The organism is Streptomyces sp. NRRL F-2664, from assembly GCF_000719345.1.
GTDB lineage: Bacteria > Actinomycetota > Actinomycetes > Streptomycetales > Streptomycetaceae > Streptomyces.
Genome location: NZ_JOFX01000005.1, coordinates 198,620 through 222,262, shown reverse-complemented (window position 1 = coordinate 222,262; position 23,643 = coordinate 198,620). Strand labels below are relative to the sequence as shown.

The window sequence follows — 23,643 nt, the reverse complement described above, 5'->3', positions numbered from 1 at the left end:
CCGGTACCTCCCGACGGCAGGACCTCCCGGCACCTTCCAGACTCCCCGCACACCGAAAGGCTTGACCAGTGAGCACCGAAGCTTACGTATACGACGCGATCCGCACCCCGCGCGGCCGCGGCAAGGCCAATGGCTCCCTGCACGGCACCAAGCCGATCGACCTCGTCGTCGGACTCATCGACGCCCTGCGCGAGCGCAACCCCGGCCTGGACCCCGCCACCATCGACGACATCGTGCTCGGCGTCGTCGGCCCGGTCGGCGACCAGGGCTCCGACATCGCCCGGATCGCGGCCATCGCGGCCGGGCTCCCGGACACGGTGGCCGGCGTACAGGAGAACCGGTTCTGCGCCTCCGGCCTGGAGGCCGTGAACCTGGCCGCCGCGAAGGTCCGCTCCGGCTGGGAGGACCTGGTCCTGGCGGGCGGCGTGGAGTCCATGTCCCGCGTCCCGATGGCCTCGGACGGCGGCGCCTGGTTCGCCGACCCGATGACCAACTGGGACACCGGCTTCGTCCCGCAGGGCATCGGCGCCGACCTGATCGCCACCATCGAGGGCTTCTCCCGCCGGGACGTCGACGAGTACGCGGCCCTGTCGCAGGAGCGCGCCGCCACCGCGATCAAGGACGGCCGCTTCGCGAAGTCCGTCGTCCCGGTCACCGACCGCAACGGCCTGGTCGTCCTGGACCACGACGAGTTCGTCCGCCCCGGGACCACCGCCGACACCCTCGCCAAGCTGAAGCCGTCCTTCGCGGACATCGGCGAACTCGGCGGCTTCGACGCCGTCGCGCTGCAGAAGTACCACTGGATCGAGAAGATCGACCACGTCCACCACGCGGGCAACTCCTCCGGCATCGTCGACGGCGCCTCGCTCGTCGCGATCGGCTCCCGCGAGGCCGGTGAACGCAACGGCCTGGCCCCGCGCGCGCGGATCGTCTCCGCCGCGGTCTCCGGCTCCGAGCCCACCATCATGCTCACCGGCCCCGCCCCGGCCACCCGCAAGGCCCTCGCCAAGGCAGGCCTGACCATCGACGACATCGACCTGGTCGAGATCAACGAGGCCTTCGCCGGCGTCGTCCTGCGCTTCGTCAAGGACATGGACCTGTCCCTCGACAAGGTCAACGTCAACGGCGGCGCTATCGCGCTCGGCCACCCGCTCGGCGCCACCGGCGCGATGATCCTCGGCACGATCGTCGACGAGCTGGAGCGCCAGGACAAGCGCTACGGCCTCGTCACCCTCTGCGTCGGCGGCGGCATGGGCGTCGCCACCATCGTCGAACGCCTCTGAACCGTCCTGTATCCCCCGACCCCTCCGACACGGAAGTAGCGAACATGAGCGAGTCCACCACGATCCGCTGGGAACAGGACGAGACCGGCGTCGTCACCCTCGTCCTCGACGACCCGGGCCAGTCCGCCAACACGATGAACCAGGCCTTCAAGGACTCCATCGCGGCCGTCGCCGACCGCGCCGAGGCAGAGAAGGACTCCATCCGCGGCATCATCTACACCTCCGCCAAGAAGACCTTCTTCGCGGGCGGCGACCTCAAGGACATGATCCGGCTGCGGCCCGAGCACGCGCAGCTCGCCTTCGACACCGGCACGCAGATCAAGCGGTCCCTGCGCCGCATCGAGACGCTCGGCAAGCCCGTCGTCGCGGCCATCAACGGCGCCGCACTGGGCGGCGGCTACGAGATCGCGCTCGCCTCCCACCACCGCGTCGCCCTCGACGCGCCCGGCTCCAAGATCGGGCTGCCCGAGGTCACCCTCGGCCTCCTGCCGGCGGGTGGCGGCGTCACCCGCACCGTACGCCTGATGGGCATCGCCGACGCGCTGCTCAAGGTGCTCCTCCAGGGCACCCAGTACAGCCCCCGGCGCGCCCTCGACAACGGCCTCGTGCACGAACTGGCGGCCACCCCCGAGGAGATGCTGGCGAAGGCCCGCGCCTTCATCGACGCCAACCCCCAGTCGCAGCAGCCCTGGGACGTACCCGGCTACAAGATCCCCGGCGGTACGCCGTCCAACCCGCGCTTCGCCGCGAACCTCCCCGCCTTCCCGGCCAACCTGAAGAAGCAGCTGAACGGGGCCCCGTACCCGGCGCCGCGCAACATCCTGGCGTGCGCCGTCGAGGGCTCCCAGGTGGACTTCGAGACCGCGCTGACCATCGAGGCCCGCTACTTCACCGAGCTGGTCACCGGACAGACCGCCAAGAACATGATCCAGGCGTTCTTCTTCGACCTCCAGGCCGTCAACGCCGGCCGCAGCCGCCCGCAGGGCATCGAGCCGCGGCAGGTCCGCAAGGTCGCCGTCCTCGGCGCCGGCATGATGGGCGCCGGCATCGCCTACTCCTGCGCCCGCGCGGGCATCGAGGTGGTCCTCAAGGACGTCACCGCCGAGGCCGCGGCGAAGGGCAAGGCGTACTCCGAGAAGCTGCTCGACAAGGCGCTGTCCCGAGGCCGGACCACCGAGGCGGGGCGCGCCGAGCTGCTCGCCCGCATCACCCCGACCGCCGACGTGGCCGACCTTGCGGGCTGCGACGCCGTCATCGAGGCCGTCTTCGAGGACACCGCCCTGAAGCACAGGGTGTTCCAGGAGATCCAGGACGTCGTCGCGCCCGACGCCCTCCTGTGCTCCAACACCTCCACCCTGCCCATCACCGGGCTCGCCGAGGGCGTGAAGCGGCCCGCCGACTTCATCGGGCTGCACTTCTTCTCGCCCGTCGACAAAATGCCGCTGGTGGAGATCATCAAGGGGGCGCAGACCGGCGACGAGGCCGTCGCCCGCGCCTTCGACCTGGTCCGGCAGATCAACAAGACCCCGATCGTGGTCAACGACTCGCGCGGCTTCTTCACCTCGCGCGTCATCGGCCAGTTCATCAACGAGGGGGTGGCGATGGTCGGCGAGGGCGTCGAGCCCGCCTCGATCGAGCAGGCCGCCGCACAGGCCGGCTACCCGGCCAAGGTGCTCTCGCTGATGGACGAGCTCACCCTGACGCTGCCCCGCAAGATCCGCAACGAGAGCCGCAAGGCGTTCGAGGCGGAGGGCCGGGCATGGACCGAGCACCCCGCCGACACCGTCATCGACCGCATGGTCGACGAGTTCGGCCGTCCCGGCCGCAGCGGCGGAGCCGGCTTCTACGAGTACGACGAGACGGGCAAGCGCTCCCGGCTCTGGCCCGGCCTGCGCGAGCACTTCGCCAAGCCCGGCCACGAGGTCCCCTTCGAGGACCTGAAGGAGCGGATGCTCTTCTCCGAGGCCCTGGACACCGTCCGCTGCCTCGACGAGGGCGTCCTCACCTCGGTCGCCGACGCCAACATCGGGTCCATCATGGGCATCGGCTTCCCGGCCTGGACCGGCGGCGTGATCCAGTACATCAACGGCTACGAGGGCGGCCCGGCCGGCTTCGTGGCGCGCGCCCGCGAACTCGCCGACACGTACGGCGAGCGGTTCACCCCGCCCGCCTCCCTCGTGGAGAAGGCCGAACGGGGCGAGACGTACGCCGACTGAGCACGCACGGACGCCCCGGCCCGCCCGCTCGTCCCGCGGGCGGGGGGCCGGGGTGTCCGCCCGTTCACCGGGGCGGGCCGCGATGCCCCGCCCACGCGGCTGCCCCGCCCACCCGGCTGCCCCGCCTAGCCGGCCGCTCCGTCGCGCAGGACCGCGAAGACCCCGCCCGGCTCGGTTCCGTCCGCGCCCGCCCAGCGGGTGAGGAGCTGCCCCCGGACGGACCCGTCGGTGACGGCTGGCCCGGGCTCCAGCACCCGGCAGAGGGACAGGGCCATCAGCGGCTCCCCGTGCCCGGCCGGTTCGACGCCGACGAGGGTGGCGTCGGAGGTGTCCGTCACCGACCCCGTCGCGACCAGCCCCTCCGGCACCCCCGCGTGCCCGGCGAGCACCTCGACCGCGGGGTCCGGGACGTTGCTCGCGTTCTGGTCCTGGGCGGTCGCACGGCCCGCCAGCAGCGCGAGCAACTGCGCGACCAGGACCGGGTCGTGGGCCCCGTCGTAGATCCAGCGCCGGCCCAGGACCCCGTGCTCGGACGTGCCGACCAGTCCGGCCGCGGCAGCATCCAGGCGTGCCCCGCGGTAGCTCAGCGGGACCTGGTACGTCACGGGGGAGTCCCCCGAGGTGTCGGTGACCACCATGAACTCGAGGCCCACCTCACCCTCGGGGTCGTCCAGCCGGAAACCGCCGGCCTTGGCGAGCTTCGGCGCGCCCCCGCCCCGGTACCAGGGCTTCGACGGCATCCAGGCGGCGAGCAGGTCCAGCTTGCCGGGCGACATGGTGGTGCGGTGAATGACTGCCATGCGCCGTCAAGCTACCGGATACCGGCGATCACCCGTCGCCCGAGGTGAACGCCGCCCGCAGCTCCTCCCGCAACGACCGCTGAAAGGCCGTCACCAGCGCCTGTACCACCATCGGCTGCATGTGCGCCGACAGCGCCTTCATCGACTCCACCCGCTCCGGATCGCTTTCGCCCCGCGTGAACGGCCCCCACACCTCGTCCCGGAACAGCGCCGTCAGCTCGTGCGCCGCCGACCGGGTGTGCTCCACCAGCACCCTGCGTGCCGCGAGGATCGTCTCGTGCGCGAGGGGCACGTCCAGCAGGGCGACGCCGAGCCGCAGCAGCCCCACGTCCACCCGGAACCCGCCCCCGTCCCTCGACGCGGCCAGTACGTTCATCGCCGTCAGCCGCCGCACGTCGTTGTCCGACAGGCTGCGCCCGGCACGTTTCTCCAGCTCCTCCCGCGACACCTCGCGGGCCGCGTCCGGCGCCCAACTGGCCACCATCGCCCGGTGGATCGCGAGGTCGTGCGCGCTCAGGTCGTCGGGCAGCGCGTCCAGGTAGCGCTCGATGGCGGACAGGGTCATTCCCTGGTGCTGGAGTTCTTCGATGAGGGCCAGCCGCGACAGGTGCTCCGGCCCGTAGTGCCCCACCCGACGCGGACCGATCACGGGAGGGGGCAAAAGCCCGCGGGTGCTGTAGAACCGTACCGTGCGCACGGTGACGCCCGCCCTGGCCGCCAGCTCGTCGACGGTGAGCATCGGCTCGGGTGCCCGGTCGGCCATCGTCTGCGCCTCGCTCTCTGCTCCACAGCTTGGGTTCAACAGTATTGCTGTCGCACCAACGATGTGAAACGGCCAGGAGCTGCCCATGACCACGAACCTGCGACTGCCCGGACGACCCGAAGAGATCACCTTCTCCGCCCTGCTGGCCCGCAACGCCGCCGAGCACGGGGACCTCCCCGCCCTCTCCTGGCGAACCGGCCCCGACGCGGCCGGCTGGACGACCCTCACCTGGTCCGAGGTCCGCCGCAAGGTCGCCGTCCTCGCCGCCGGCTACGCCGCCCTCGGCGTCGGGCGCGGAGAGCACGTCCTGCTGATGATGGGCAACCGCCCCGAGCACTGGCTCAGCGACCTCGCCCTCTTCCACCTCGGCGCCGTACCCGTCACGGTGTACGGGACCTCCGCGCCCGAGCAGATCGCGCACATCGCCCGCCACAGCCGCGCCCGGGTCGCCGTCGTCGAGGGAGCCGGCGAGCTCGCCCGGTGGGAGCCGCTGCTGGCCGCTGCCGACGTCCCCCTGGAGCGCCTCGTCGTCGCCGAGGCCGCCGAGGCCGGCCCGCACGGCACCTACGCCTCCCTGTACGCGAGCGGCGCCCGCCTCCACCGCGCCGACGCCTTCGAGAAGGACTGGCAGGAGACCCGGCCCGAGGACCCGCTCACCGTCGTCTACACCTCGGGCACCACCGGTGACCCCAAGGGCGTCCGGCTGACCCACCGCAACCTGATCCTGCAGGCCGTCCGCCTCGACCGGCGGGTGGACCTGCCCGAGCACGCCGAGCACATCTGCTACCTGCCCTTCGCGCACATCGCCGAGCGGGTCCTCGGCATCTACCTGCCCCTCCTGCGGGCCTCGCACGTCATGCTGTGCGCCGATCCCGCCGCCGTGTCGGCCGCCGTCCGCGAACTGCGGCCCGTGCAGTTCTTCGGGGTGCCCCGCGTGTGGGAGAAGCTCGCCGCCTCCGTCCGCGCGGTCCTCGCCCAGCTCCCCGAGGAGCAGCGCAACGCCATCGAGGCGGCCAACGATCTCGCCCGGGCCAGGGCCGGCCACCTGGAGCGCGGCGAGGAGGTGCCCGCCGCGCTCGAAGCCTCGTACGCCGCGGCGAAGGAACGGACGCTGGACCCGCTGCTGCACCTCGCCGGCATGGACCGGCTCGCCTGGACCGCCAGCGCCACCGCGCCGATGCCCCTGGACGTCGTCCGCTTCTGGGCCGGCTGGGGCATCACGATCATGGACGCCTGGGGGCTCACCGAGACGGCCGGGGTGTGCACGCTCAACAGCGCCGACGGCTTCCGGCTGGGCTCGGTGGGCCGCCCGATCGAGGGGCTGGAGCTGCGGATCGCCGAGGACGGGGAGGTCTTCACGCGCGGCGCGACCGTCTTCGGCGGCTACCTGCGGCCGGACGGCTCCGTGGAGAGCGCCTGCGACGCGGAGGGCTGGTTCCCCACGGGAGACGTCGGCCGGATCGACGAGGACGGCTTCCTCTGGATCACCGACCGCAAGAAGGAACTGATCATCACGTCGAACGGGAAGAACGTCTCGCCCGCGCTGGTGGAGAACACGGTCAAGGAGCATCCGCTGATCGGCCAGGCGCTGGTGCACGGCGACGGCCGCTCCTACCTCGTCGCCCTGCTCGTCCTGGACACCGAGCTGGCCCCGGTGTGGGCGGCCTCCCGGGGCATCGAGGCCGCATCCCCGAGCGCGCTCGCCGAGCACCCCGCCGTCCGGGAGGAGATCGCCCGGGCCGTCGAGGCGGCCAACGCGCGGCTCAACCGGACCGAGCAGATCAAGCGCTACCGCCTGCTGACCGAGGAGTGGGGCCCCGCGACCGGCGAGCTCACCCCGTCCCTGAAGCTCCGCCGCCGCATCGTCCGCGACAAGTACCGAGCCCACATCGACGCCCTCTACGAGGAGCCGCACGAGTCGGCGTGACCCGCCCAGCGCCGGCCGGCGGGCACACCCGCGCCCGCCGGCCGGGACGGTGGCGTCAGCGCCCGATCACCGGGTAGTGGTCGCTGAGGTTGGTGTAGGTGTAGGAGGTGCCCCAGCTGGAGACCGTCCAGGGCGCCGACTCCTCCAGGACCACGTTGTTCTCCCAGCCCGCCGGGCGGGCGTTGCCCTTGCGGTGGAGCACGTAGTCCAGGTCCTCGCGGGGGTCCGTCGGGTAGCGGTACTTCGCCACCGAGTTCAGCGCGGTGTCGAAGGAGTACGGGTGGCCCGTGCGGGAGTCGGAGTCGGCCAGGTCGGCGTTGGCGAGCAGGCTCGCGTACTCGGGGGTGCGGGAGTCGACGTTGAGGTCGCCCGCCAGGATGACCTGCTCGTTCGCCGGTATGTTCTTGCCGTCCAGGAAGGCGTCGACGGCCCGGAACTGACGGGCGCGCATCTGCGCGGCCTCGCCCGCGCCGCAGCCCGGGTCGGTGGACTGGGCGTGCGTGCCGACCACGTGCACCTTCGCGCCGTTCACGTTCAGCACGACATAGGCGAAGCCCTTGTTGGACCACCAGTCGGCGCCGCAGGCGTCCTTGAAGACGAACTGCTCCTTGCGGACGATCGGCCACTTGCTGAGGATCGTGACGCCACCGTCCTCCGGGGTGGTGGAGGAGTAGGCGCCGCCGGTGGCGTCCCAGCCGGTCCTGCTGCGGCCGACGACCGGGGTCTGGTACGGGTACTGCGCGGCGGAGTTCGCCTTGAGCGCGTCCGAGGAGCTGTTGTCGAAGGCCTCCTGGAGCACGACCACGTCGTGGCCCTGGTAGAAGGAGGTCTTCGGGATCTCCGCGGCCCGGTGGTCCTGCCCCCAGTTCGGGTAGAGGTTCTTGCTCATCAGGAACACGTTGTACGACAGGACGCTGAGCCGCGGCGTGGCGGCGTTCTCCGCGGCCGTGGCGGCGGGCGCGGTGGTGGCGGCCAGGGCGCATGCGGCGACCGCGGCGACGGCCGTGGCGGCGGCGCGGCGCGAGCGGGTCGTGGAAAGCAGCATGGAGGTCTCCGTCATTCCTGCGGGGGAAGATCGACGCGGTCATACAAGCAGCAGCAGTTACCTCTGGGTAACACCCGTGCAGCGACTTTCTGTCCGTGAGACGGCCGTCCGGTGCTCGCATACTTGTCCTATGACGAAGAGGGACTCGGCACACCCCGCCGGACCTGCGACCACGCGCCGCACCGACCCCGCGCCGCCCCCGCCGGGCGGTGTGCTGTGGACCATCGCCGGCGACGTCCGGGCGCTGCTGATGCTGCCCGCCGCCTTCACCCTGCAGGTGGCGCACCCGGCCATCGCGGCCGGCGTCGACCAGTACTCCGTCTTCCGCACGGACCCCTGGGGCCGCGGCGAGCGCTCCCTGCGATCGGTCCAGCTGTGGGTGTACGGCGGCGAGGGCGCGGCCGAGGAGGGCCGCCGGGTCCGCCGCCTGCACAAGGACATCCAGGGCACCGACACCCGCGGCCGGCGCTACCACTCCCTCGACCCCGCCTGCTACGCGTGGGTGCACGCCACCGGCTTCCCCGTCTACCTGTACGCCGGGCGCTACCTCCTGCGCCGCTTCACCCCCGCCCAGGAACAGCAGCTCTACCGGGAGTGGCTCCAGGTCGGCCGGATCCTCGGCCTCCACGACCGGGACATGCCGCAGACCATCGAGGAGTACTGGACCTACTGGGCGCGGATGCTGGCCGAGGAGATCGAGCCGACCGCGGTCGCCCGCGAGCTGGTCGCCACCGACGTGCCGCTGCCCCGGCCCCCGGGCGGCCCGCTCCCCGTCCGGCTGCTGCTCCGGCTGACCTGGCCCGCGCTGCGGGCGGCCTTCCTGCACCTGCGGGCCTTCGTCACCGCCGGGTACATGCCGCCCGAGGCGCGTGCCGCGATCGGGCTGGAGTGGAGTCCCGCCCAGGAACGCCGGCTGCGCCGCTTCAGCACCGCCGTCCGCCTGATCGTCCCCCTGCTTCCCGAACGCCTGCGCTACCTGCCGATCGCCTACCGGGCACGCGCCCAGTGGCGCGCGGGACGCCCCTGACGGCCGCCGCCGACACGACGGAGGGCTGCCGACGGCCGTCCGGCCCCCGCGGCAGGCGGGGGCCGGACGCGGCTGCGGGGTGTGCCCGCGTCAGTGGTCGTGGACGGTGTTCGTCTCCGCGATCTTCTTCCAGGACCTGGGCTCCGCGGTGGGCTTCGCCGGGGCGGACGGCTGTGCCGAGCGGGCCTCGGGCCGGGCCGCCGCCGGGTTCAGCGCCGACGCGGCGGGCTTGCCCGGGGTGTAGAGCCAGGTCTCGAACAGCTGGGCCAGCGGCTTGCCGGAAACCTTCTCCGCGTACCGCACGAAGTCCCCGACCTTGGCGTTGCCGTAGGCCCGCTCGGTCGGCCAGCCCTTGAGGATCTGGAAGAACTTCTCGTCGCCGATCTCGTTGCGCAGCGCCTGCAGGGCAAGGGCGCCACGGTCGTACACGGCACCGTGGAACTGGTTCTCCGGGCCGGGGTCACCCGGCTTGACCTGCCAGAACGCGTCCTCCGCCGGGCGCAGGGAGTAGGCCCAGTCGGCGAGCTCCTGGGCGGTGCCCTCGCCCTCCTTCTCCGACCAGAGCCACTGGCTGTAGCGGGCGAACCCCTCGTTGATCCAGATGTCCTTCCAGCCCTCGACGGAGACGCTGTCGCCGTACCACTGGTGGGCCAGCTCGTGCACGACCACGGAGACGTTGGCGCCGTTCTGGAACTGGCGCGGGCCGTAGAACGGCCGCGTCTGGGTCTCCAGGGCGAAGCCGGCGTTCACGTTCGGTACGTAGCCGCCGAGCGCGTTGAACGGATACGGGCCGAAGACCCCCTCCAGCCACTCGGTGACCTCGCCGGTCCGCTCCACGCTCGCGCGCGCCGCGCCCGCGTTGTCGCCGAGGTCCTTGCTGTAGGCGTTGACGATCGGCAGCCCGCTCGCCGTCCGGTCGGTGGTGATGTCGAACCTGCCGACGGCGAGGGTGGCCAGGTACGTGGCCTGCGGCTTGTTGGAGCGCCAGTTGTACCGCGTCCAGCCGAGCCGCGACGTCTGGGACTGCAGCACGCCGTTGCTGATGGCCTGGGTGCCGTCGGGCACGTTGACCGAGACGTCGAAGGTGGCCTTGTCCAGCGGGTGGTCGTTGCTGGGGAACCACCAGACCGCCGAGTCGGGCTCCTGCGCCGCCACGCCGCCGTCCGGGGTGCGGTGCCAGGCCGTCCAGCCGTCGATCTTCAGCTCGGAGGGCTTGCCGGCGTACGTGACGACCACGGTCAGCGGGGTGTTGCGCGCCAGCGGCTTCGCCGGGGTCACCTCCACCTCGTGGGCGCCGGACGCGGCGAACTTCGCCTTCGCGCCGTTGACCCGGATCTCGCTGACCTTCAGGCCGAAGTCGAGGTTGAAGCGCGACAGGTCCTGCTTGGCGGTGGCGATGAGGGTCGCGGTGCCCTCCAACAGGTCGGTCGTCGGCTGGTACTTCAGGCGCAGGTCGTAGTGCGACACGTCGTATCCGCCGTTGCCGCTGGCCGGGTAGTAGGGATCGCCGATACCCGGGGCGCCCGGACCGGAGCTCGCCGCCGACGCCGGGATCACCAGCAGCAGGGAAGCGGCGAGCACGCTCGGGACGATGACTTTGCGGTGCACGAATGACTCCAAGTGGTAGGGGAGACAGCTCGGTTCAAGGTCGTCGCTCGACCGTATTCACCCCTGGACGCCCAGGTCATGTCCATGGCCCCTGCTGTCACACGATCGCCATTCGGCCGTCACGGGTCCGCCGCAGGAACGGTCCTGACACCGGCTTCCCGGGCACCGCCCGGCCCGTTGCACCGCTCCGGCCTGCGGACCGGCGCCCCGGCACCCCGCCGGTCGGAGCCCGTCGCCGCCACCGAACGCCCCGCCCCCGCCCCCCCCGGATCGTCCGGATCGGACCAGCGGCGGCCCGATGAGGAGGCCGCCCCTCCCTCGCCGTACCGGACAGTCGGTACCGTGCCGTCCATGACCCTTCATCCGCTCGCCGCACGGCGCTGCTGGCACGGTGCCATCAACCCGCTGCACGCCACCGTCTACTTCTCGCCGGAAATCGCCGAGGAGTTCGCCGCCCTCGGGATAGCGGACCCCGTCGCCGTCAACCTGGCGCACCGGTCCGCCGCGATGGGCGCCGTCGGGGCCGGCGCGGTCACCGCCGCCTTCTACAACTACCGCCACGACCTCGTCGCCCGACACCTGCCGGCCGTCTGGGACACCGTCACCCCCGCCCAGGCGGTCGCCGCCCGGCTGCGCGCCGCCGACGCAGCGCTGACCCGCCTCCTCGGCGCCGACACCGTCACGTCCCCCGAGGTGGCCGAAGCCGCCGACCTGGCGATGCGCGCCACCGAGGGGTGCACCCGGCACGCCCGGACCCTGTACGCGGCCCACGCCGACCTTCCCGTACCCGAGGAGCCGCACCTGCGGCTGTGGCACGCCACCACGCTGCTGCGCGAGCACCGCGGGGACGGCCACCTCGCCGCCCTGCTCCTCGCCGGCCTGGACCCGGTGGAAGCCCTGGTCAGCCACACCGCCACCGGCAGGGGCATGACGGCGAAATGGCTCAGGGGCATGCGCGGCTGGACGCAGGACGACCTCGACGCCGCGGCCGGCCGGCTGCGCGAGCGCGGCGTGCTCGACGCCGCCGGCGACCTGACCGAGGAGGGCGCGGCCCTGCGCGAACGGCTCGAGAGCGACACCGACCGCCTCGACGCCGCGCCCTACGAGCACCTCGGCGCGGACGGCCTGGCCCGCCTGTCCGAGCTGGGCGGCGCCCTCGTCGTCAAGGCCGTGAGCGCCGGCGCCTTCCCGCGCGACCTCATGGGCAGGCCCTGACGGGCAGGGCTCCCGCGGTCCCCCACGACCACCTGCCACAATTGGCAGCCTTCCAGTGCAAACGAAGGCAGGCGGGACCCGATCGTGACGATGTCCATCGAAGGCAGGATCGCCGAGGAGCTCGGCGTACGGGAGCGGCAGGTCAAGGCCGCCGTCGAGCTGCTCGACGGCGGCTCCACCGTGCCGTTCATCGCGCGCTACCGCAAGGAAGCGACCGAGATGCTCGACGACGCCCAGCTGCGCACCCTGGAGGAGCGGCTGAGGTATCTGCGCGAGCTGGAGGAGCGGCGCGCGGCGGTCCTGGACTCCGTAAGGGAGCAGGGCAAGCTCGACGCCGAGCTGGAGGCCCGGATCAACGCGGCCGACACCAAGGCGCGTCTGGAGGACATCTACCTCCCCTTCAAGCCCAAGCGCCGCACCAAGGCGCAGATCGCCCGCGAGGCCGGTCTGGAACCGCTCGCGGACGGCCTGCTCGCCGACCCGTCGGTGGAACCGGCCGCCGCGGCCGCCGCGTTCGTCGACGCGGACAGGGGCGTCGCCGACCCGGCCGCCGCCCTGGACGGCGCCCGCGCCATCCTCACCGAGCGGTTCGCCGAGGACGCCGACCTGATCGGCGAGCTCCGCGAGCGCATGTGGAGCCGCGGCCGGCTCGCCGCCAGGGTCCGCGAGGGCAAGGAGGAGGCGGGCGCCAAGTTCGCCGACTACTTCGACTTCGCCGAGCCGTTCACCGCGCTGCCCTCGCACCGCGTCCTCGCGATGCTGCGGGGCGAGAAGGAGGAGGTCCTCGACCTCACCCTGGAACCCGAGGCCCCCGAGGACGCCGACCGCCCCGGCCCCTCCACCTACGAGGGCATGATCGCGCGCCGCTTCGGCGTCGCGGACCGCGGCCGCCCCGGCGACAAGTGGCTCGCGGACACGGTCCGCTGGTGCTGGCGCACCAAGGTCCAGGTGCACCTCGGCATCGACCTGCGGATGCGGCTGCGCCAGGCCGCCGAGGACGAGGCCGTGCGCGTTTTCGCGTCGAACCTGCGCGACCTGCTCCTCGCGGCTCCCGCCGGCACCCGGGCCACCCTCGGCCTCGACCCGGGCTTCCGCACCGGTGTCAAGGTCGCCGTCGTGGACGCCACCGGCAAGGTCGTGGCCACCGACGTGATCCACCCGCACGTGCCCGCCAACAAGTGGGACGCCGCCCTCGCCACGCTGGCCCGCCTCGCGAAGGAGCACGCCGTCGAGCTGGTCGCCATCGGCAACGGCACCGCCTCCCGCGAGACCGACAAGCTCGCCGGGGACCTGATCTCCCGCCACCCCGAACTCGGTCTCACCAAGGTGATGGTCTCGGAGGCGGGCGCCTCCGTGTACTCGGCCTCCGCCTTCGCCTCGCAGGAACTGCCGGGCATGGACGTGTCGCTCCGCGGCGCCGTCTCCATCGCCCGCCGCCTCCAGGACCCGCTGGCCGAGCTGGTCAAGATCGACCCGAAGTCGATCGGCGTGGGCCAGTACCAGCACGACCTGTCCGAGGTGAAGCTGTCCCGCTCCCTCGACGCGGTGGTCGAGGACTGCGTGAACGGCGTCGGCGTCGACGTCAACACCGCTTCCGCGCCGCTGCTGTCGCGGGTCTCCGGCATCAGCGGCACCCTCGCCGAGAACATCGTCGCCCACCGCGACGCCCACGGCCCCTTCCGCAGCCGCAAGGGCCTCAAGGACGTCGCCCGCCTCGGCCCCAAGGCGTACGAGCAGTGCGCGGGCTTCCTGCGCATCCGCGGCGGGGACGACCCGCTGGACGCCTCGGCCGTGCACCCCGAGGCCTACCCGGTGGTCCGGGCGATGGGGAAGACGGCGGGGGGCGAAGTGGCGGCGCTGATCGGCAACACCGGCGTCCTGCGCTCCCTGCGGCCCGAGCAGTTCGTCACCGAGGCCTTCGGCCTGCCCACGGTGACCGACATCCTGCGCGAGCTGGAGAAGCCGGGCCGCGACCCGCGCCCCGCCTTCAGGACGGCGACCTTCAAGGAGGGCGTCGAGAAGATCGGCGACCTGGCCCCCGGCATGATCCTGGAGGGCGTCGTCACCAACGTGGCCGCCTTCGGCGCCTTCATCGACATCGGCGTCCACCAGGACGGCCTGGCCCACGTCTCGGCGCTGTCCAAGAACTTCGTCAAGGACCCCCGGGAGGTGGTCAAGCCGGGCGACATCGTCCGCGTCAAGGTCATGGACGTGGACATCCCGCGCAAGCGGATCTCCCTCACCCTGCGGCTGGAGGACGAGGCCGGGGCCGAGCGCGGCGCGGGTGCCCCGCGCCAGCGCGACGAGCGGCGCGGCGGCGGGCGTCCCCCGCAGCAGCGCGGCGCGGCGGGCGGCCAGGGCGGAGGCCGCGGCCAGGGCGAGCGCGGCCAGGGCGAGCGTGGCCAGGGTCAGCGCGGCCAGGGGCCGGGCGGCCAGGGCCGCAGGCAGGGGAGCGGAGCGCCCGCCCCCGCGAACAGCGCGATGGCCGACGCCCTGCGCCGGGCCGGCCTCACCGGCCCCGAGGAGCGCCGCAAGCGGTGAGCCGGGCGGCCGGCGCTCCGCGGACCCCGCGGGCGGCCCCCGGCCGACCGGCGTGCGCCGACCTTCGTACGGGATGGCCGAATAGGTTCCCCACCTGGGGACTTTCCTTGCCAACTCCCGTACAAGATCTGTAGGCATGGTGGAACGCCCGTTCGTCACCCGGCGGACGGGCTTCCGCGTTTCCTCCCTCAGGACTGCATGCCCCGAGGCCGCCTTGAAGGCACAGGACGTCATGCCCATGCCCACACACGCCTACCGACGCTGTCCCGGAAAGGGTCCGAAGAGGGATCACATGCCCCACCGGCAACTCAGCCTTCGTAAACGGTGCGAGAACATTCTCGGCCATCTGGATCTGACCCACCCGTTCTCGCTCGACGACCTGTGCGCGCGGATCGCCGAGCAGCGCGGCCGCCCCATCCGGCTCCACCCGCTCCCCAAGGAGGCGGCGGAGTCCGGGGTCTGCGGCCTGTGGGTGGGCACGGCCGGCGTCGACTACGTCTTCTACGAGGCGCAGACCACCCCGCTGCACCGGGAGCACATCGTCCTGCACGAGCTCGGCCACATCCTCTTCGGGCACAACTCGCTGGAGGCCGGGGAGAGCGACGGCAGCGTCCCCGTCGTCCTCGGCCGCACCAACTACACCACCCGCCAGGAGCAGGAGGCGGAGATGCTCGCGAGCATGATCCGCATCCGCACCTCCCACGCCGGCCCGCGCACCCCCGCCCGGCACCGGGGCACCCTGGCCCGGCTGGAGTCCGCCATGGGGTACGAGCGGGGCACCGGTGGCGGCTGACCTGACCGACTTCGGCAACTGGCTCGCCGTCCCGAGCGTGGTGTGCCTGTGGGCAGCCGTCCTGCTGCGGGCACCGGGCGCCCTGCGCTCGCCCGAGCAGCGCGGCCTGTGGCTGGCCGTCGCGACGGCCGCCGCCGCGATGACCCTGAACCTGCCGGACGTCGTCTCCTACGCCATGGACCGGGGCGCGGCCTACGCCCACACCATCGGCCTCGTCCGCAACCTCGTCGGGGTGCTGTCCGCAGGCGCCGTGCTGTACTTCGTCGCCGCCGCCACCCGCGGCCGCCGCCTCGCCGTCGCCTCCTGCGCCGCCACCGCGGCCTGGCCGGCCGCGCTCCTGGCCCTGGACGCCGCCGCGCCCGGCCACGGCACGCACACCATGCCCCCGGCCGGCGACCCGGTGCCGTCCACGGCGTACTGGCTCGTGCTCATCACGGCCCACCTCCTCGCCAACACCCTCTGCGTCGCCCTGTGCTGGCGCTACAGCCGCCGCACCAGGAGCCGGGGCCTCGCCGCCGGCCTGCGCCTCTTCGGCCTCGGTACCGCGCTCGCCGGACTGTTCTGGCTGGCCTACCTGCTCAAGGCGCTGTTCGGCAGCACCTGGGCGATGCCCGCCCTCCCGCTCCTGATGAACCTGCACGGCCTGCTGCGCGCCGCGGCGATCCTCGTGCCGACCCTCTTCACCCTCCGCCGCACCTGCGCCGACACCGCCACCGCCTGGCGGCTGTGGCCGCTGTGGCGGGACCTGGTGGAGGCGGTCCCGCACGTGGCCCTCAACAAGCCGAGGAGCTCCCGGGTCACCGAGCTGCTGTGGCCCCCCGTCCAGCGCGACCTGCTCGTCTACCGCAAGGTCATCGAAACCCGCGACGCCATCCTGGTCCTGGGCGAGTACGCCCGCCCGGGCGCCCTGGAGCAGGCCCGCGGCCGGGTCGCCGGACAGGGGATCCCCGAGCAGCGGCGCACCGCCGCCGCGCTGGCCCGCGTACTGACGGACGCACGGCGGGCCAAGCTCGCCGGACTGCCCGGCCGGCCGGGCGAGGCGGCCGCGGTGGAACTGCCCGCCGCCATCCAGAGTTCGAACGCGGGCGGGGACCTGGCGGACGAGGCCCGGTTCCTCGTCGACGTCGCCGCGGCCTACACCTCGCCGGCCACCCATGAGGAAGTGAACGCGCCGTGACCACCGTACTGATCACCGGAGCCAGCGCCGGACTGGGCGCGGCCTTCGCCCGAGGGTTCGCCGCCAAGGGCTGCGACCTGGTCCTCGTCGCCCGCGACAAGGACCGGTTGGACGCCGTCGCCGACGCGCTGGCCCGTGAGTACGGCACCGCCTGCGAGGTGCTGCCCGCCGACCTGCTCGACCCGGCGGACCTCGACCGGGTCACCGCGCGGCTCGCCGAGCGCACCCGGCCCGTGGACATCCTGGTCAACAACGCCGGCTTCGGGCTCCCCGCGCCCTTCCCGTACAGCCCGGTCGAGGACGAGGAGCGGATGCTCGACCTTCTCGTCAAGGTCCCGCTGCGGCTCACCCATGCGGTGCTGCCCGGCCTGCGCGAGCGCCGCCGCGGCTCCGTCGTCAACGTCTCCTCGGTGGCCGGACTGCTGCCCACGGGCACCTACGGCGCGGCCAAGGCCTGGATCACCGCGTTCAGCGAGTCCCTCCGTGTGGACATGGAGCCCCACAACGTCCGGGTCCTGGCGGTCGTCCCCGGCTTCACCCGCACCGAGTTCCAGGAACGGGCCGGGATGGACGTCAGCGCGCTGCGCGACGCGGTCTGGCTGGAGCCGCAGGCCGTGGTCGAGCAGGCGCTGCGGCACCTCGCCCTGCGCCGCCCGGTCAGCATCCCCGGCCGCCGCTACCAGGCCTACGCCCTCGCCGTCCGCCACCTGCCGCGCTCCTTCGTCGCCCGGAGGATGGCCCGCGCGCGCCGCCCCCCGAGCGGCCCGGCCGTCTGAGCGGCGGCGCCGACCGGACCTGCGGAACGTGCGGGCGCCGGGCCGGGAAGGCTGCCGCTACCGTTCGGTGACCTTGCCGCCGGAGACCTCCAGGCGGCGGGTCACCTGCACCGCGTCGAGCATCCGGCGGTCGTGCGTGACCAGCAGGAGGGTGCCCTCGTAGGAGTCCAGGGCGGACTCCAGCTGCTCGATCGCGGGCAGGTCGAGGTGGTTCGTCGGCTCGTCCAGGACCAGCAGGTTCACCCCGCGGCCCTGGAGCAGTGCCAGGGCGGCGCGGGTGCGCTCACCGGGGGAGAGCGTCGCCGCCGGGCGCAGCACGTGCGCCGCCTTCAGGCCGAACTTGGCCAGCAGGGTGCGCACCTCGGCCGGATCGGTGTCGGGGACGGCCGCGCAGAACGCCTCCAGCAGCGGTTCGTCGCCGAGGAAGAGGCCGCGCGCCTGGTCGACCTCGCCGACCAGGACGCCGGAGCCGAGGGTGGCGGCACCCGAGTCCGGAGTCAGCCGGCCCAGGAGCACGGCGAGGAGGGTGGACTTGCCGGCGCCGTTGGCCCCGGTGATCGCCACCCGGTCCGCCCAGTCGATCTGCAGGCTGGCCGGACCGAAGGCGAAGTCCCCGCGGGTGACGGCCGCCTCGCGCAGGGTGGCCACCACGGAGCCCGACCGCGGGGCGGCCGCGATCTCCATCCGCAGCTCCCACTCCTTGCGGGGCTCCTCGACCACTTCCAGCCGCTCGATCGCACGCTGCGTCTGACGGGCCTTCGCGGCCTGCTTCTCGCTGGACTCGCCGCGCAGCGCCTTGCCGATCTTGTCGTTGTCGGTGGACTTGCGGCGGGCGTTGCGCACGCCCTTGTCCATCCAGTTGCGCTGCATCTGGGCCCGGCCTTCGAGCGCGGTCTTCTTGTCCGCGTACTCCTCGTACTCCTCGCGCGCGTGGCTGCGGGCCCGCGCGCGCTCTTCCAGGTAGGAGTCGTAGCCGCCGCCGTAGAGGTTGATCTGCTGCTGCGCCAGGTCCAGTTCGAGCACCTTGGTGACGGTCCGCGCCAGGAACTCGCGGTCGTGGCTGATCACGACGGTGCCGGCGCGCAGCCCCTTGACGAACCGCTCCAGCCGTTCCAGCCCGTCCAGGTCCAGGTCGTTGGTGGGCTCGTCGAGGAGGAAGACGTCGTAGCGGGACAGGAGCAGCGAGGCCAGGCCCGCACGGGCCGCCTGGCCGCCGGACAGCGCCGTCATCGGCAGGTCGAGGCCGACGGCGAGGCCGAGGTCGTCGGCGACCTCCTGGGCGCGCTCGTCGAGATCGGCGCCGCCGAGGTCCAGCCACCGGTCGAGGGCGGTCGCGTACGCGTCGTCCGCGCCCGGCGTGCCGTCCACCAGCCCCTGCGTCGCCGCGTCGAGGTCCGCCTGGGCGGCGGCCACGCCCGTACGCCGGGCCAGGAAGTCGCGGACCGACTCCTCGGGCCGGCGCTCCGGCTCCTGGGGGAGGTGGCCGACCGCGGCGGTGGGCGGCGAGAGCCGCAGTTCCCCGGTCTCGGGGGTGTCCAGCCCGGCGAGCAGGCGCAGCAGGGTGGACTTCCCGGCGCCGTTCACGCCGACGAGGCCGATGACGTCGCCGGGCGCGACGACGAGGTCGAGATCGGCGAACAGCGTGCGCTCACCGTGCGCGGCGGTGAGCTTCTTGGCGACGAGGGTTGCAGTCATGATGGGGCCGATCCTATCGGCGCGCCGGCCCCGCTCCGGATGACGGCGGTCCGATGGTGACGGAGTGCGCCCGAGCGGACACGGTACGTTCTCGAAGGTCCGGTGTGCGGGGGGCAGGGGCCGGGCCGCAAGCCGATCGACCGCTCCGGAGGACCCATGCAGATCGCCGTCCTGCTCTACGACCGCTTCACCGCCCTCGACGCCGTCGGCCCGTTCGACACCCTCGGCCGGCTGACCGGTGCCGACGTCGTCTTCGTCTCCGAGCGGCCCGGGGCCGTGCGGACCGACAACGGGGCCCTCGCGCTCGTCGCCGACAAGGGGCTCGACGAGGTCACCCGGCCCGACATCGTCCTCGTGCCGGGCGGGCCGCACCCCGAACGGGAGATGGCCAATCCGGTGGTCATGGACTGGCTGAGGACGGTCGACGCGACCACTGCCTGGACCACCTCGGTGTGCACCGGATCCCTGCTGCTGGCCTCCGCCGGGCTGCTGCAGGGCCGGCGGGCCACCAGCCACTGGCTCTACCTGGACCGGTTGCCGCGGCTCGGCGTCGAACCCACCGGCGAGCGCGTGGTGTTCGACGGGAAGTACGTGACCGCCGCCGGGGTGTCCGCCGGGATCGACATGGGACTCACCCTGCTGGGCCGGATCGCCGGGGACGACTACGCGCAGGCCGTCCAGCTGATGACGGAGTACGACCCGCGGCCGCCCTACGACGCGGGCTCGCCCGACAAGGCCCCGGCCGCCCTCGTCGAGCGGCTGCGTGGCAACGGCACGCCGGGCTGAGCCCGACCGGCCGGGGGGATGAGGGCCGGCGCGCGGGCGGGTACGGGCCAGGCCCTCACGGGGTCCAGGTGAAGTGGGGGGTGCGGCGCTCCAGGAACGCGGCGACCCCTTCGGCGGTGTCCGCGCTCCCGGCCGCCTGCCCCTCCCAGTACCCGTCCCGGCCGGTGCGGCCGTCCGTGAACTCCTTGGCCGCCGCCTGGGTCAACTGCGAGCGGGCGGCCAGGACCCGGGTGAACTCCGCGACGCGCTCGTCCAGCCCGCCGGTCGGCAGCAGCTCGTTCAGGAAGCCGGCGCGCAGTGCCTGCTCCGCCCCGATCAGCTCCGCGGAGAACAGGAGGTACTTGGCCCAGGCCGGGCCCACCAGGGAGGCGAGCCGGCGCGTGGACGACGCCGGGTAGACGATGCCCAGCTTCGCCGGGGTGACCCCGAAGGACGCCCCCTCCTCGGCGAAGCGCAGGTCGCAGGCGGCCGCCAGCTGGCTTCCGCCGCCCACGCAGAACCCGCGGATCGCCGCCAGCGTCGGCTTCGGGAAGGCCGCCAGGGCCTCCTCCGCCGCCACCGCCAGGGCGCGCGGGTCCTCGTCGCCGGTGAGGGAGGAGATGTCCGCGCCCGCGCAGAAGGTCGGACCCGCGCCGGTGAGGACGAGCACCCGTACGGCAGGGTCGCGGGCCAGAGTGTCCAGCAGCCCGGGAAGCGCCCGCCACATCGCGGCGGTCATCGCGTTGCGCTTGGCCGGGTGCGAGACGACGACGGTGGCGACCCCGTCGGCGACCGTGTGCAGGAGGGTGGCGTCCAGGGCTGCTTCCATGCGCCGGATGCTATCCCGGGCGTTCGATCCGCTGATCGGAGGAGTCCGCCGCGCGATGCCCCGGCGGCAGGCACGGTTGCGGCGAGAAGATCAGGAACAGACAACAACTGACGCCGTCATAAGCCAATGGTCAGAAAGTGTCCGATAGGCGCTGACTTCTGGTCAGCAGTCCGGGCCGCACCCGCCCCTTCACCACTCTTGTCGCGTGGAGACGATCGAGCGTGAAGACGGGGGCCGGAAGATGGACGCCAGCGGGAGCGGCCCACAAGCCGCGGAGGGGGCCCCGGGGGCCCCGGCCCACCACCCCCTCGCGTACGAGGGTGTATGGAGGTTCACCGCTCCCGCCGTTGAAGAATCCGTTCCGCAGGCCCGCCGGGCCGTCCGGGACCTGCTCGGGCGCCAGGGGGTGCCGGCCCATCAGGACCTCGTGTACGCCCTGCTCCTGATCGTCTCCGAACTCGTGACGAACTCGGTCCGGCACGCCGCCCTGCTCTCGCCCGAAGTGGCCGTCGAGGTCGCCATCGGCCGTGAGTGGGTGCGGGTCGCCGTCGAGGACAACCACCCCTACCGCCCCAAGGCGCTGGAGGCCGACTTCGGCCAGACCGGAGGCCGCGGCCTGCTCCTGGTCCGCGAGATCACCCTGGAGTCCGGCGGGGTCTGCGACGTCGAACACACCTCGACCGGCGGCAAGGTCATCTGGGCGGCCCTCCCGCTCGCCGCCCCGCCGACCCCGCGCTGAGCGGCTGACGGCCGGGGCGGCGAAGCCGGGACGGGCCGGCGCGACGGCAGGAGCGCCGGAGACCGCGGGGCAGCCGGGACGGCGTAAGCGCTACCAGCCCGCCGCGTCGCCGGTCAGCTCGCGGATCGCCGGCCGCGCAGCGTCCAGCACGGTCATGAACCAGGCCGAGAACGGCACCTCGGCGTGCCGCTTCGCCAGCTCCTCCGCGGTGACGAAGGCGGTGTCCTCGACCTCCTCCGGGTCCGGCCGCACGGCGGACTGCGCAAGTCCCACGAACAGGTGATTGAACTCCTGCTCCACGAGGCCCGACGCGGGGTCCGGGTGGTTGTAGCGCACCGTCCCCGCCTGCGCGAGCAGCGACGGCGACAGCCCCAGCTCCTCGTGGGTCCGCCGGGCCGCCGCCGCGAACGGCGACTCCCCGGGGTACGGGTGGCCGCAACAGGTGTTCGACCAGACGCCGGGGGAGTGGTACTTCCCGAGGGCCCGCTGCTGCAGCAGCAGACGGCCCTGCTCGTCGAAAAGGAACACGGAGAAGGCCCGGTGCAGCTGCCCGGGAGCCTGATGGGCGGAGAGCTTCTCCGCCGTGCCGATGGTGTTGCCGGACTCGTCGACCAGTTCGAGCATGATCGGTTCTTGAGTACCGGTGCCGTGGGACGCGCTGTTCGCGGCGGTGGCTGGTGTGGTCGGCATACCCATCCTTCGCTTCGGACTTCGGCCTTCAGTCTGCCGTACAAAAGAGGCTTGTCCCCACTTCGGACATCCGCGCATGTCCGCCCCCCGCCGCGTGCTAGGAGGGGGGCGGACCACGTCACCAGGCGTCCGCGCGTCAGACTCCGAACGGGGCCGGATACGCGATCGTGCCCGCAGGGACCGGGACGGAGCCGTCCAGCACCAGCGCCATCACGGCCTCGTCCGGAGCCTCGAAGGGCGCCCGGATCCCGAACCGCGACGCCGGGACGAAACCGAAGCGCGGATAGTAGGCCGGATGCCCGAGGACCAGCACCAGCGACTCGCCCCGCTCCCCGGCCGCCGCGAGCAGCGCCCGCACGACCGCGGTACCCGCCCCCGAGCGCTGGTACGCCGGATCGACGGCCACCGGCGCCAGCGCCAGTGCCGCAGCGCCGCCGACCTCGCACCGGGTGAGCAGGGCGTGCGCCGCGACCGACCCGTCGGGGGCCTCGGCCACGTACGACAGCCCCGGCAGCCAGGAGCCGTCCGCGCGCAGCGCATCCACGAGATCCGCCTCCAGCGGGGTCTCGAAGGCTGCCAGGTGGACCGCCCGCACGGCGGGGGCGTCCGCCGCGGTCTCCGGCCGGGCCGGCCAGGCGTCGCCGCCGGAGGCCTCCACCGGCTGCAGGACGTAGCCCGTATAGCCGTACTCGTGCCCGTGGCGGGCCCGTACGTCGAGCTCCTCGCGGGTGGCGGCCACGGCCCGCGCCATCGCGGGGGAGCCGTCGCCGTCCCGGTCGCGGACCCGCTCGGCGAGCGGGCCGTAGTACTCGTCCCAGTCCGAGCCGGGCAGGTGGTGGATCCCGAGCACCCGGTAGCCGGCGGCCCGCGCGGCCGCGACGTTGCCGGCGGTGGAACGCAGCGGGTACTGCGGGTCCCAGAAGGCGCGCGCCCCGGCGGACGGCTCGTCGACCGTCCACTCGCACTCGGTCAGCACGAGCGTGCCGCCGGGCGCGAGCAGCCGCTTCCACCGCGCGAGGGCGGTGTCGAAGCCCAGGATGTAGGCGGAGCCCTCCGCCCAGACGAGGTCGAAGGAGCCGTCCTCGACCTCCCCGGCGGGGAGCGCGTTCATGTCCGCCTGGACCGCGCGGACGCGGTCGGCGAGCCCGCGGGCGGCGGCGGCCGCCCGGAGCTCGTCGAGGAAGGGGGCGTGCAGGTCGACGGCGGTCACCTCGGCGCCGCCGCCCGGAGCGCTTGCGCCCGCCTCGGCGGCGAGCAGCAGCGCGCTGCGGCCCGGGCCGCAGCCCAGGTCCAGGACGCGGGGCCGGGCGGGCAGCGGTCCGCACAGCGAGAGCAGGCGGCGGGTGCTGGCGTCGGAGCCCGGCGCCTGCCGGGGCAGCCCGTGGTGGAGGGTGAGGAACGCCTCGAAGAAGGCGTTGTGGTCGGTGTCGTGCAGGTTGTCGGTCAACGTGAACCCTGGGAAAAGGGGCTCCGGCCGATCCGGGGGTCCCCGGCGGACGCCGGAGAACGGTGGATCAGGCCCGGCCGGTCGCCCGGAGGGAAAGGGGGATGTACCGGAGTTCGCAGCGCACGGCCGCGACCACTGCGACGGTCATCAACCCACCTCCATACCGCTCGACACCTTCAGGGGCGTGTCCACCGTAACATCCGCGCCGTTTGTGGTAGCGCGTCGTGATCACCGATGATGATCGCGACCCGGCCCGGAGCCCGGATATGCGGCTCGTCGGGGCGTGAACGGGTGATGAACCCCTGCT

The 23,643-nt window shown here is 73.2% G+C and carries 19 protein-coding genes; 11 read left to right on the top strand and 8 right to left on the bottom strand.

Features of this window, described 5'->3' with window-relative positions; translation table 11 throughout:
* Positions 1-68 precede the first annotated feature (68 nt).
* Positions 69-1,283: an acetyl-CoA C-acetyltransferase gene (locus tag IF89_RS0108310; protein ID WP_030763438.1), complete on the top strand. Its 1,215-nt coding sequence runs from the start codon at positions 69-71 to the stop codon at positions 1,281-1,283.
* A gap of 44 nt (positions 1,284-1,327) precedes the next feature.
* The gene (locus IF89_RS0108305; RefSeq protein WP_030763437.1) at positions 1,328-3,499 is read left to right on the top strand and encodes a 3-hydroxyacyl-CoA dehydrogenase NAD-binding domain-containing protein; all 2,172 of its coding nucleotides are present in this window, start codon (positions 1,328-1,330) and stop codon (positions 3,497-3,499) included.
* A gap of 125 nt (positions 3,500-3,624) precedes the next feature.
* Here the strand turns inward: IF89_RS0108305 and IF89_RS0108300 are convergent, their stop codons facing one another.
* Together IF89_RS0108300 and IF89_RS0108295 are read right to left on the bottom strand one after the other, a co-directional pair.
* Positions 3,625-4,299, bottom strand: coding sequence for a maltokinase N-terminal cap-like domain-containing protein (locus IF89_RS0108300; protein ID WP_030763435.1), 675 nt, complete (start codon positions 4,297-4,299; stop codon positions 3,625-3,627).
* A gap of 28 nt (positions 4,300-4,327) precedes the next feature.
* Positions 4,328-5,062 carry a MerR family transcriptional regulator gene (locus tag IF89_RS0108295; protein ID WP_030763433.1) on the bottom strand — a complete coding sequence of 245 codons (735 nt, stop codon included), beginning with the start codon at positions 5,060-5,062 and terminating at the stop codon, positions 4,328-4,330.
* An 85-nt stretch (positions 5,063-5,147) separates the two neighbouring features.
* On the opposite strand from IF89_RS0108295, the gene IF89_RS0108290 reads away from it, so the two are divergent.
* Positions 5,148-6,989, top strand: a complete 1,842-nt coding sequence (locus tag IF89_RS0108290) for an AMP-dependent synthetase/ligase (protein ID WP_030763431.1) — start codon at positions 5,148-5,150, stop codon at positions 6,987-6,989.
* A 55-nt stretch (positions 6,990-7,044) separates the two neighbouring features.
* Here IF89_RS0108290 and sph read toward each other — a convergent pair whose 3' ends face one another.
* A complete protein-coding gene (sph, locus tag IF89_RS0108285) occupies positions 7,045-8,034 on the bottom strand; it encodes a sphingomyelin phosphodiesterase (protein ID WP_030763428.1) in 990 nt (329 codons plus the stop codon).
* Between the two features lie 130 nt (positions 8,035-8,164).
* On the opposite strand from sph, the gene IF89_RS0108280 reads away from it, so the two are divergent.
* Positions 8,165-9,061, top strand: a complete 897-nt coding sequence (locus tag IF89_RS0108280; protein WP_030763425.1) for an oxygenase MpaB family protein — start codon at positions 8,165-8,167, stop codon at positions 9,059-9,061.
* Positions 9,062-9,151: 90 nt separating this feature from the next.
* Here IF89_RS0108280 and IF89_RS0108275 read toward each other — a convergent pair whose 3' ends face one another.
* Positions 9,152-10,669: a M1 family metallopeptidase gene (locus IF89_RS0108275; protein WP_030763423.1), complete on the bottom strand. Its 1,518-nt coding sequence runs from the start codon at positions 10,667-10,669 to the stop codon at positions 9,152-9,154.
* 351 nt (positions 10,670-11,020) lie between these two features.
* Between IF89_RS0108275 and IF89_RS0108270 the strand changes: the two genes are divergently transcribed.
* From IF89_RS0108270 to IF89_RS0108250, 5 genes are all read left to right on the top strand, one after another.
* A complete protein-coding gene (locus IF89_RS0108270) occupies positions 11,021-11,884 on the top strand; it encodes an SCO6745 family protein (RefSeq protein WP_030763421.1) in 864 nt (287 codons plus the stop codon).
* A gap of 84 nt (positions 11,885-11,968) precedes the next feature.
* A complete protein-coding gene (locus IF89_RS0108265) occupies positions 11,969-14,425 on the top strand; it encodes a Tex family protein (RefSeq protein ID WP_030763418.1) in 2,457 nt (818 codons plus the stop codon).
* A 292-nt stretch (positions 14,426-14,717) separates the two neighbouring features.
* A complete protein-coding gene (locus tag IF89_RS0108260; protein WP_030763415.1) occupies positions 14,718-15,218 on the top strand; it encodes an ImmA/IrrE family metallo-endopeptidase in 501 nt (166 codons plus the stop codon).
* Positions 15,208-16,395: an MAB_1171c family putative transporter gene (locus IF89_RS0108255; RefSeq protein ID WP_030763412.1), complete on the top strand. Its 1,188-nt coding sequence runs from the start codon at positions 15,208-15,210 to the stop codon at positions 16,393-16,395. The genes IF89_RS0108260 and IF89_RS0108255 overlap by 11 nt, the downstream gene beginning before the upstream one ends.
* Entirely contained in the window at positions 16,392-17,171 is a 780-nt protein-coding gene (locus IF89_RS0108250; protein ID WP_030763410.1) for an SDR family NAD(P)-dependent oxidoreductase, read from the top strand. Before IF89_RS0108255 ends, IF89_RS0108250 begins: the two co-directional genes overlap by 4 nt.
* Before the next feature lie 57 nt (positions 17,172-17,228).
* Here the strand turns inward: IF89_RS0108250 and IF89_RS0108245 are convergent, their stop codons facing one another.
* Positions 17,229-18,866 carry an ABC-F family ATP-binding cassette domain-containing protein gene (locus IF89_RS0108245; protein ID WP_030763407.1) on the bottom strand — a complete coding sequence of 546 codons (1,638 nt, stop codon included), beginning with the start codon at positions 18,864-18,866 and terminating at the stop codon, positions 17,229-17,231.
* A gap of 156 nt (positions 18,867-19,022) precedes the next feature.
* On the opposite strand from IF89_RS0108245, the gene IF89_RS0108240 reads away from it, so the two are divergent.
* The gene (locus tag IF89_RS0108240; RefSeq protein WP_030763404.1) at positions 19,023-19,652 is read left to right on the top strand and encodes a DJ-1/PfpI family protein; all 630 of its coding nucleotides are present in this window, start codon (positions 19,023-19,025) and stop codon (positions 19,650-19,652) included.
* 55 nt (positions 19,653-19,707) lie between these two features.
* Here the strand turns inward: IF89_RS0108240 and IF89_RS0108235 are convergent, their stop codons facing one another.
* A complete protein-coding gene (locus IF89_RS0108235; protein WP_030763401.1) occupies positions 19,708-20,460 on the bottom strand; it encodes an enoyl-CoA hydratase/isomerase family protein in 753 nt (250 codons plus the stop codon).
* A gap of 205 nt (positions 20,461-20,665) precedes the next feature.
* Between IF89_RS0108235 and IF89_RS0108230 the strand changes: the two genes are divergently transcribed.
* Complete coding sequence (locus IF89_RS0108230; protein ID WP_043193315.1) at positions 20,666-21,199, top strand: ATP-binding protein; 534 nt, start codon at positions 20,666-20,668, stop codon at positions 21,197-21,199.
* Positions 21,200-21,289: 90 nt separating this feature from the next.
* Here IF89_RS0108230 and idi read toward each other — a convergent pair whose 3' ends face one another.
* Positions 21,290-21,889, bottom strand: coding sequence for an isopentenyl-diphosphate Delta-isomerase (idi, locus tag IF89_RS0108225; RefSeq protein ID WP_030763396.1), 600 nt, complete (start codon positions 21,887-21,889; stop codon positions 21,290-21,292).
* A gap of 136 nt (positions 21,890-22,025) precedes the next feature.
* A complete protein-coding gene (locus IF89_RS0108220) occupies positions 22,026-23,336 on the bottom strand; it encodes a bifunctional class I SAM-dependent methyltransferase/N-acetyltransferase (RefSeq protein WP_030763394.1) in 1,311 nt (436 codons plus the stop codon).
* Between the last annotated feature and the right edge of the window lie 307 nt (positions 23,337-23,643).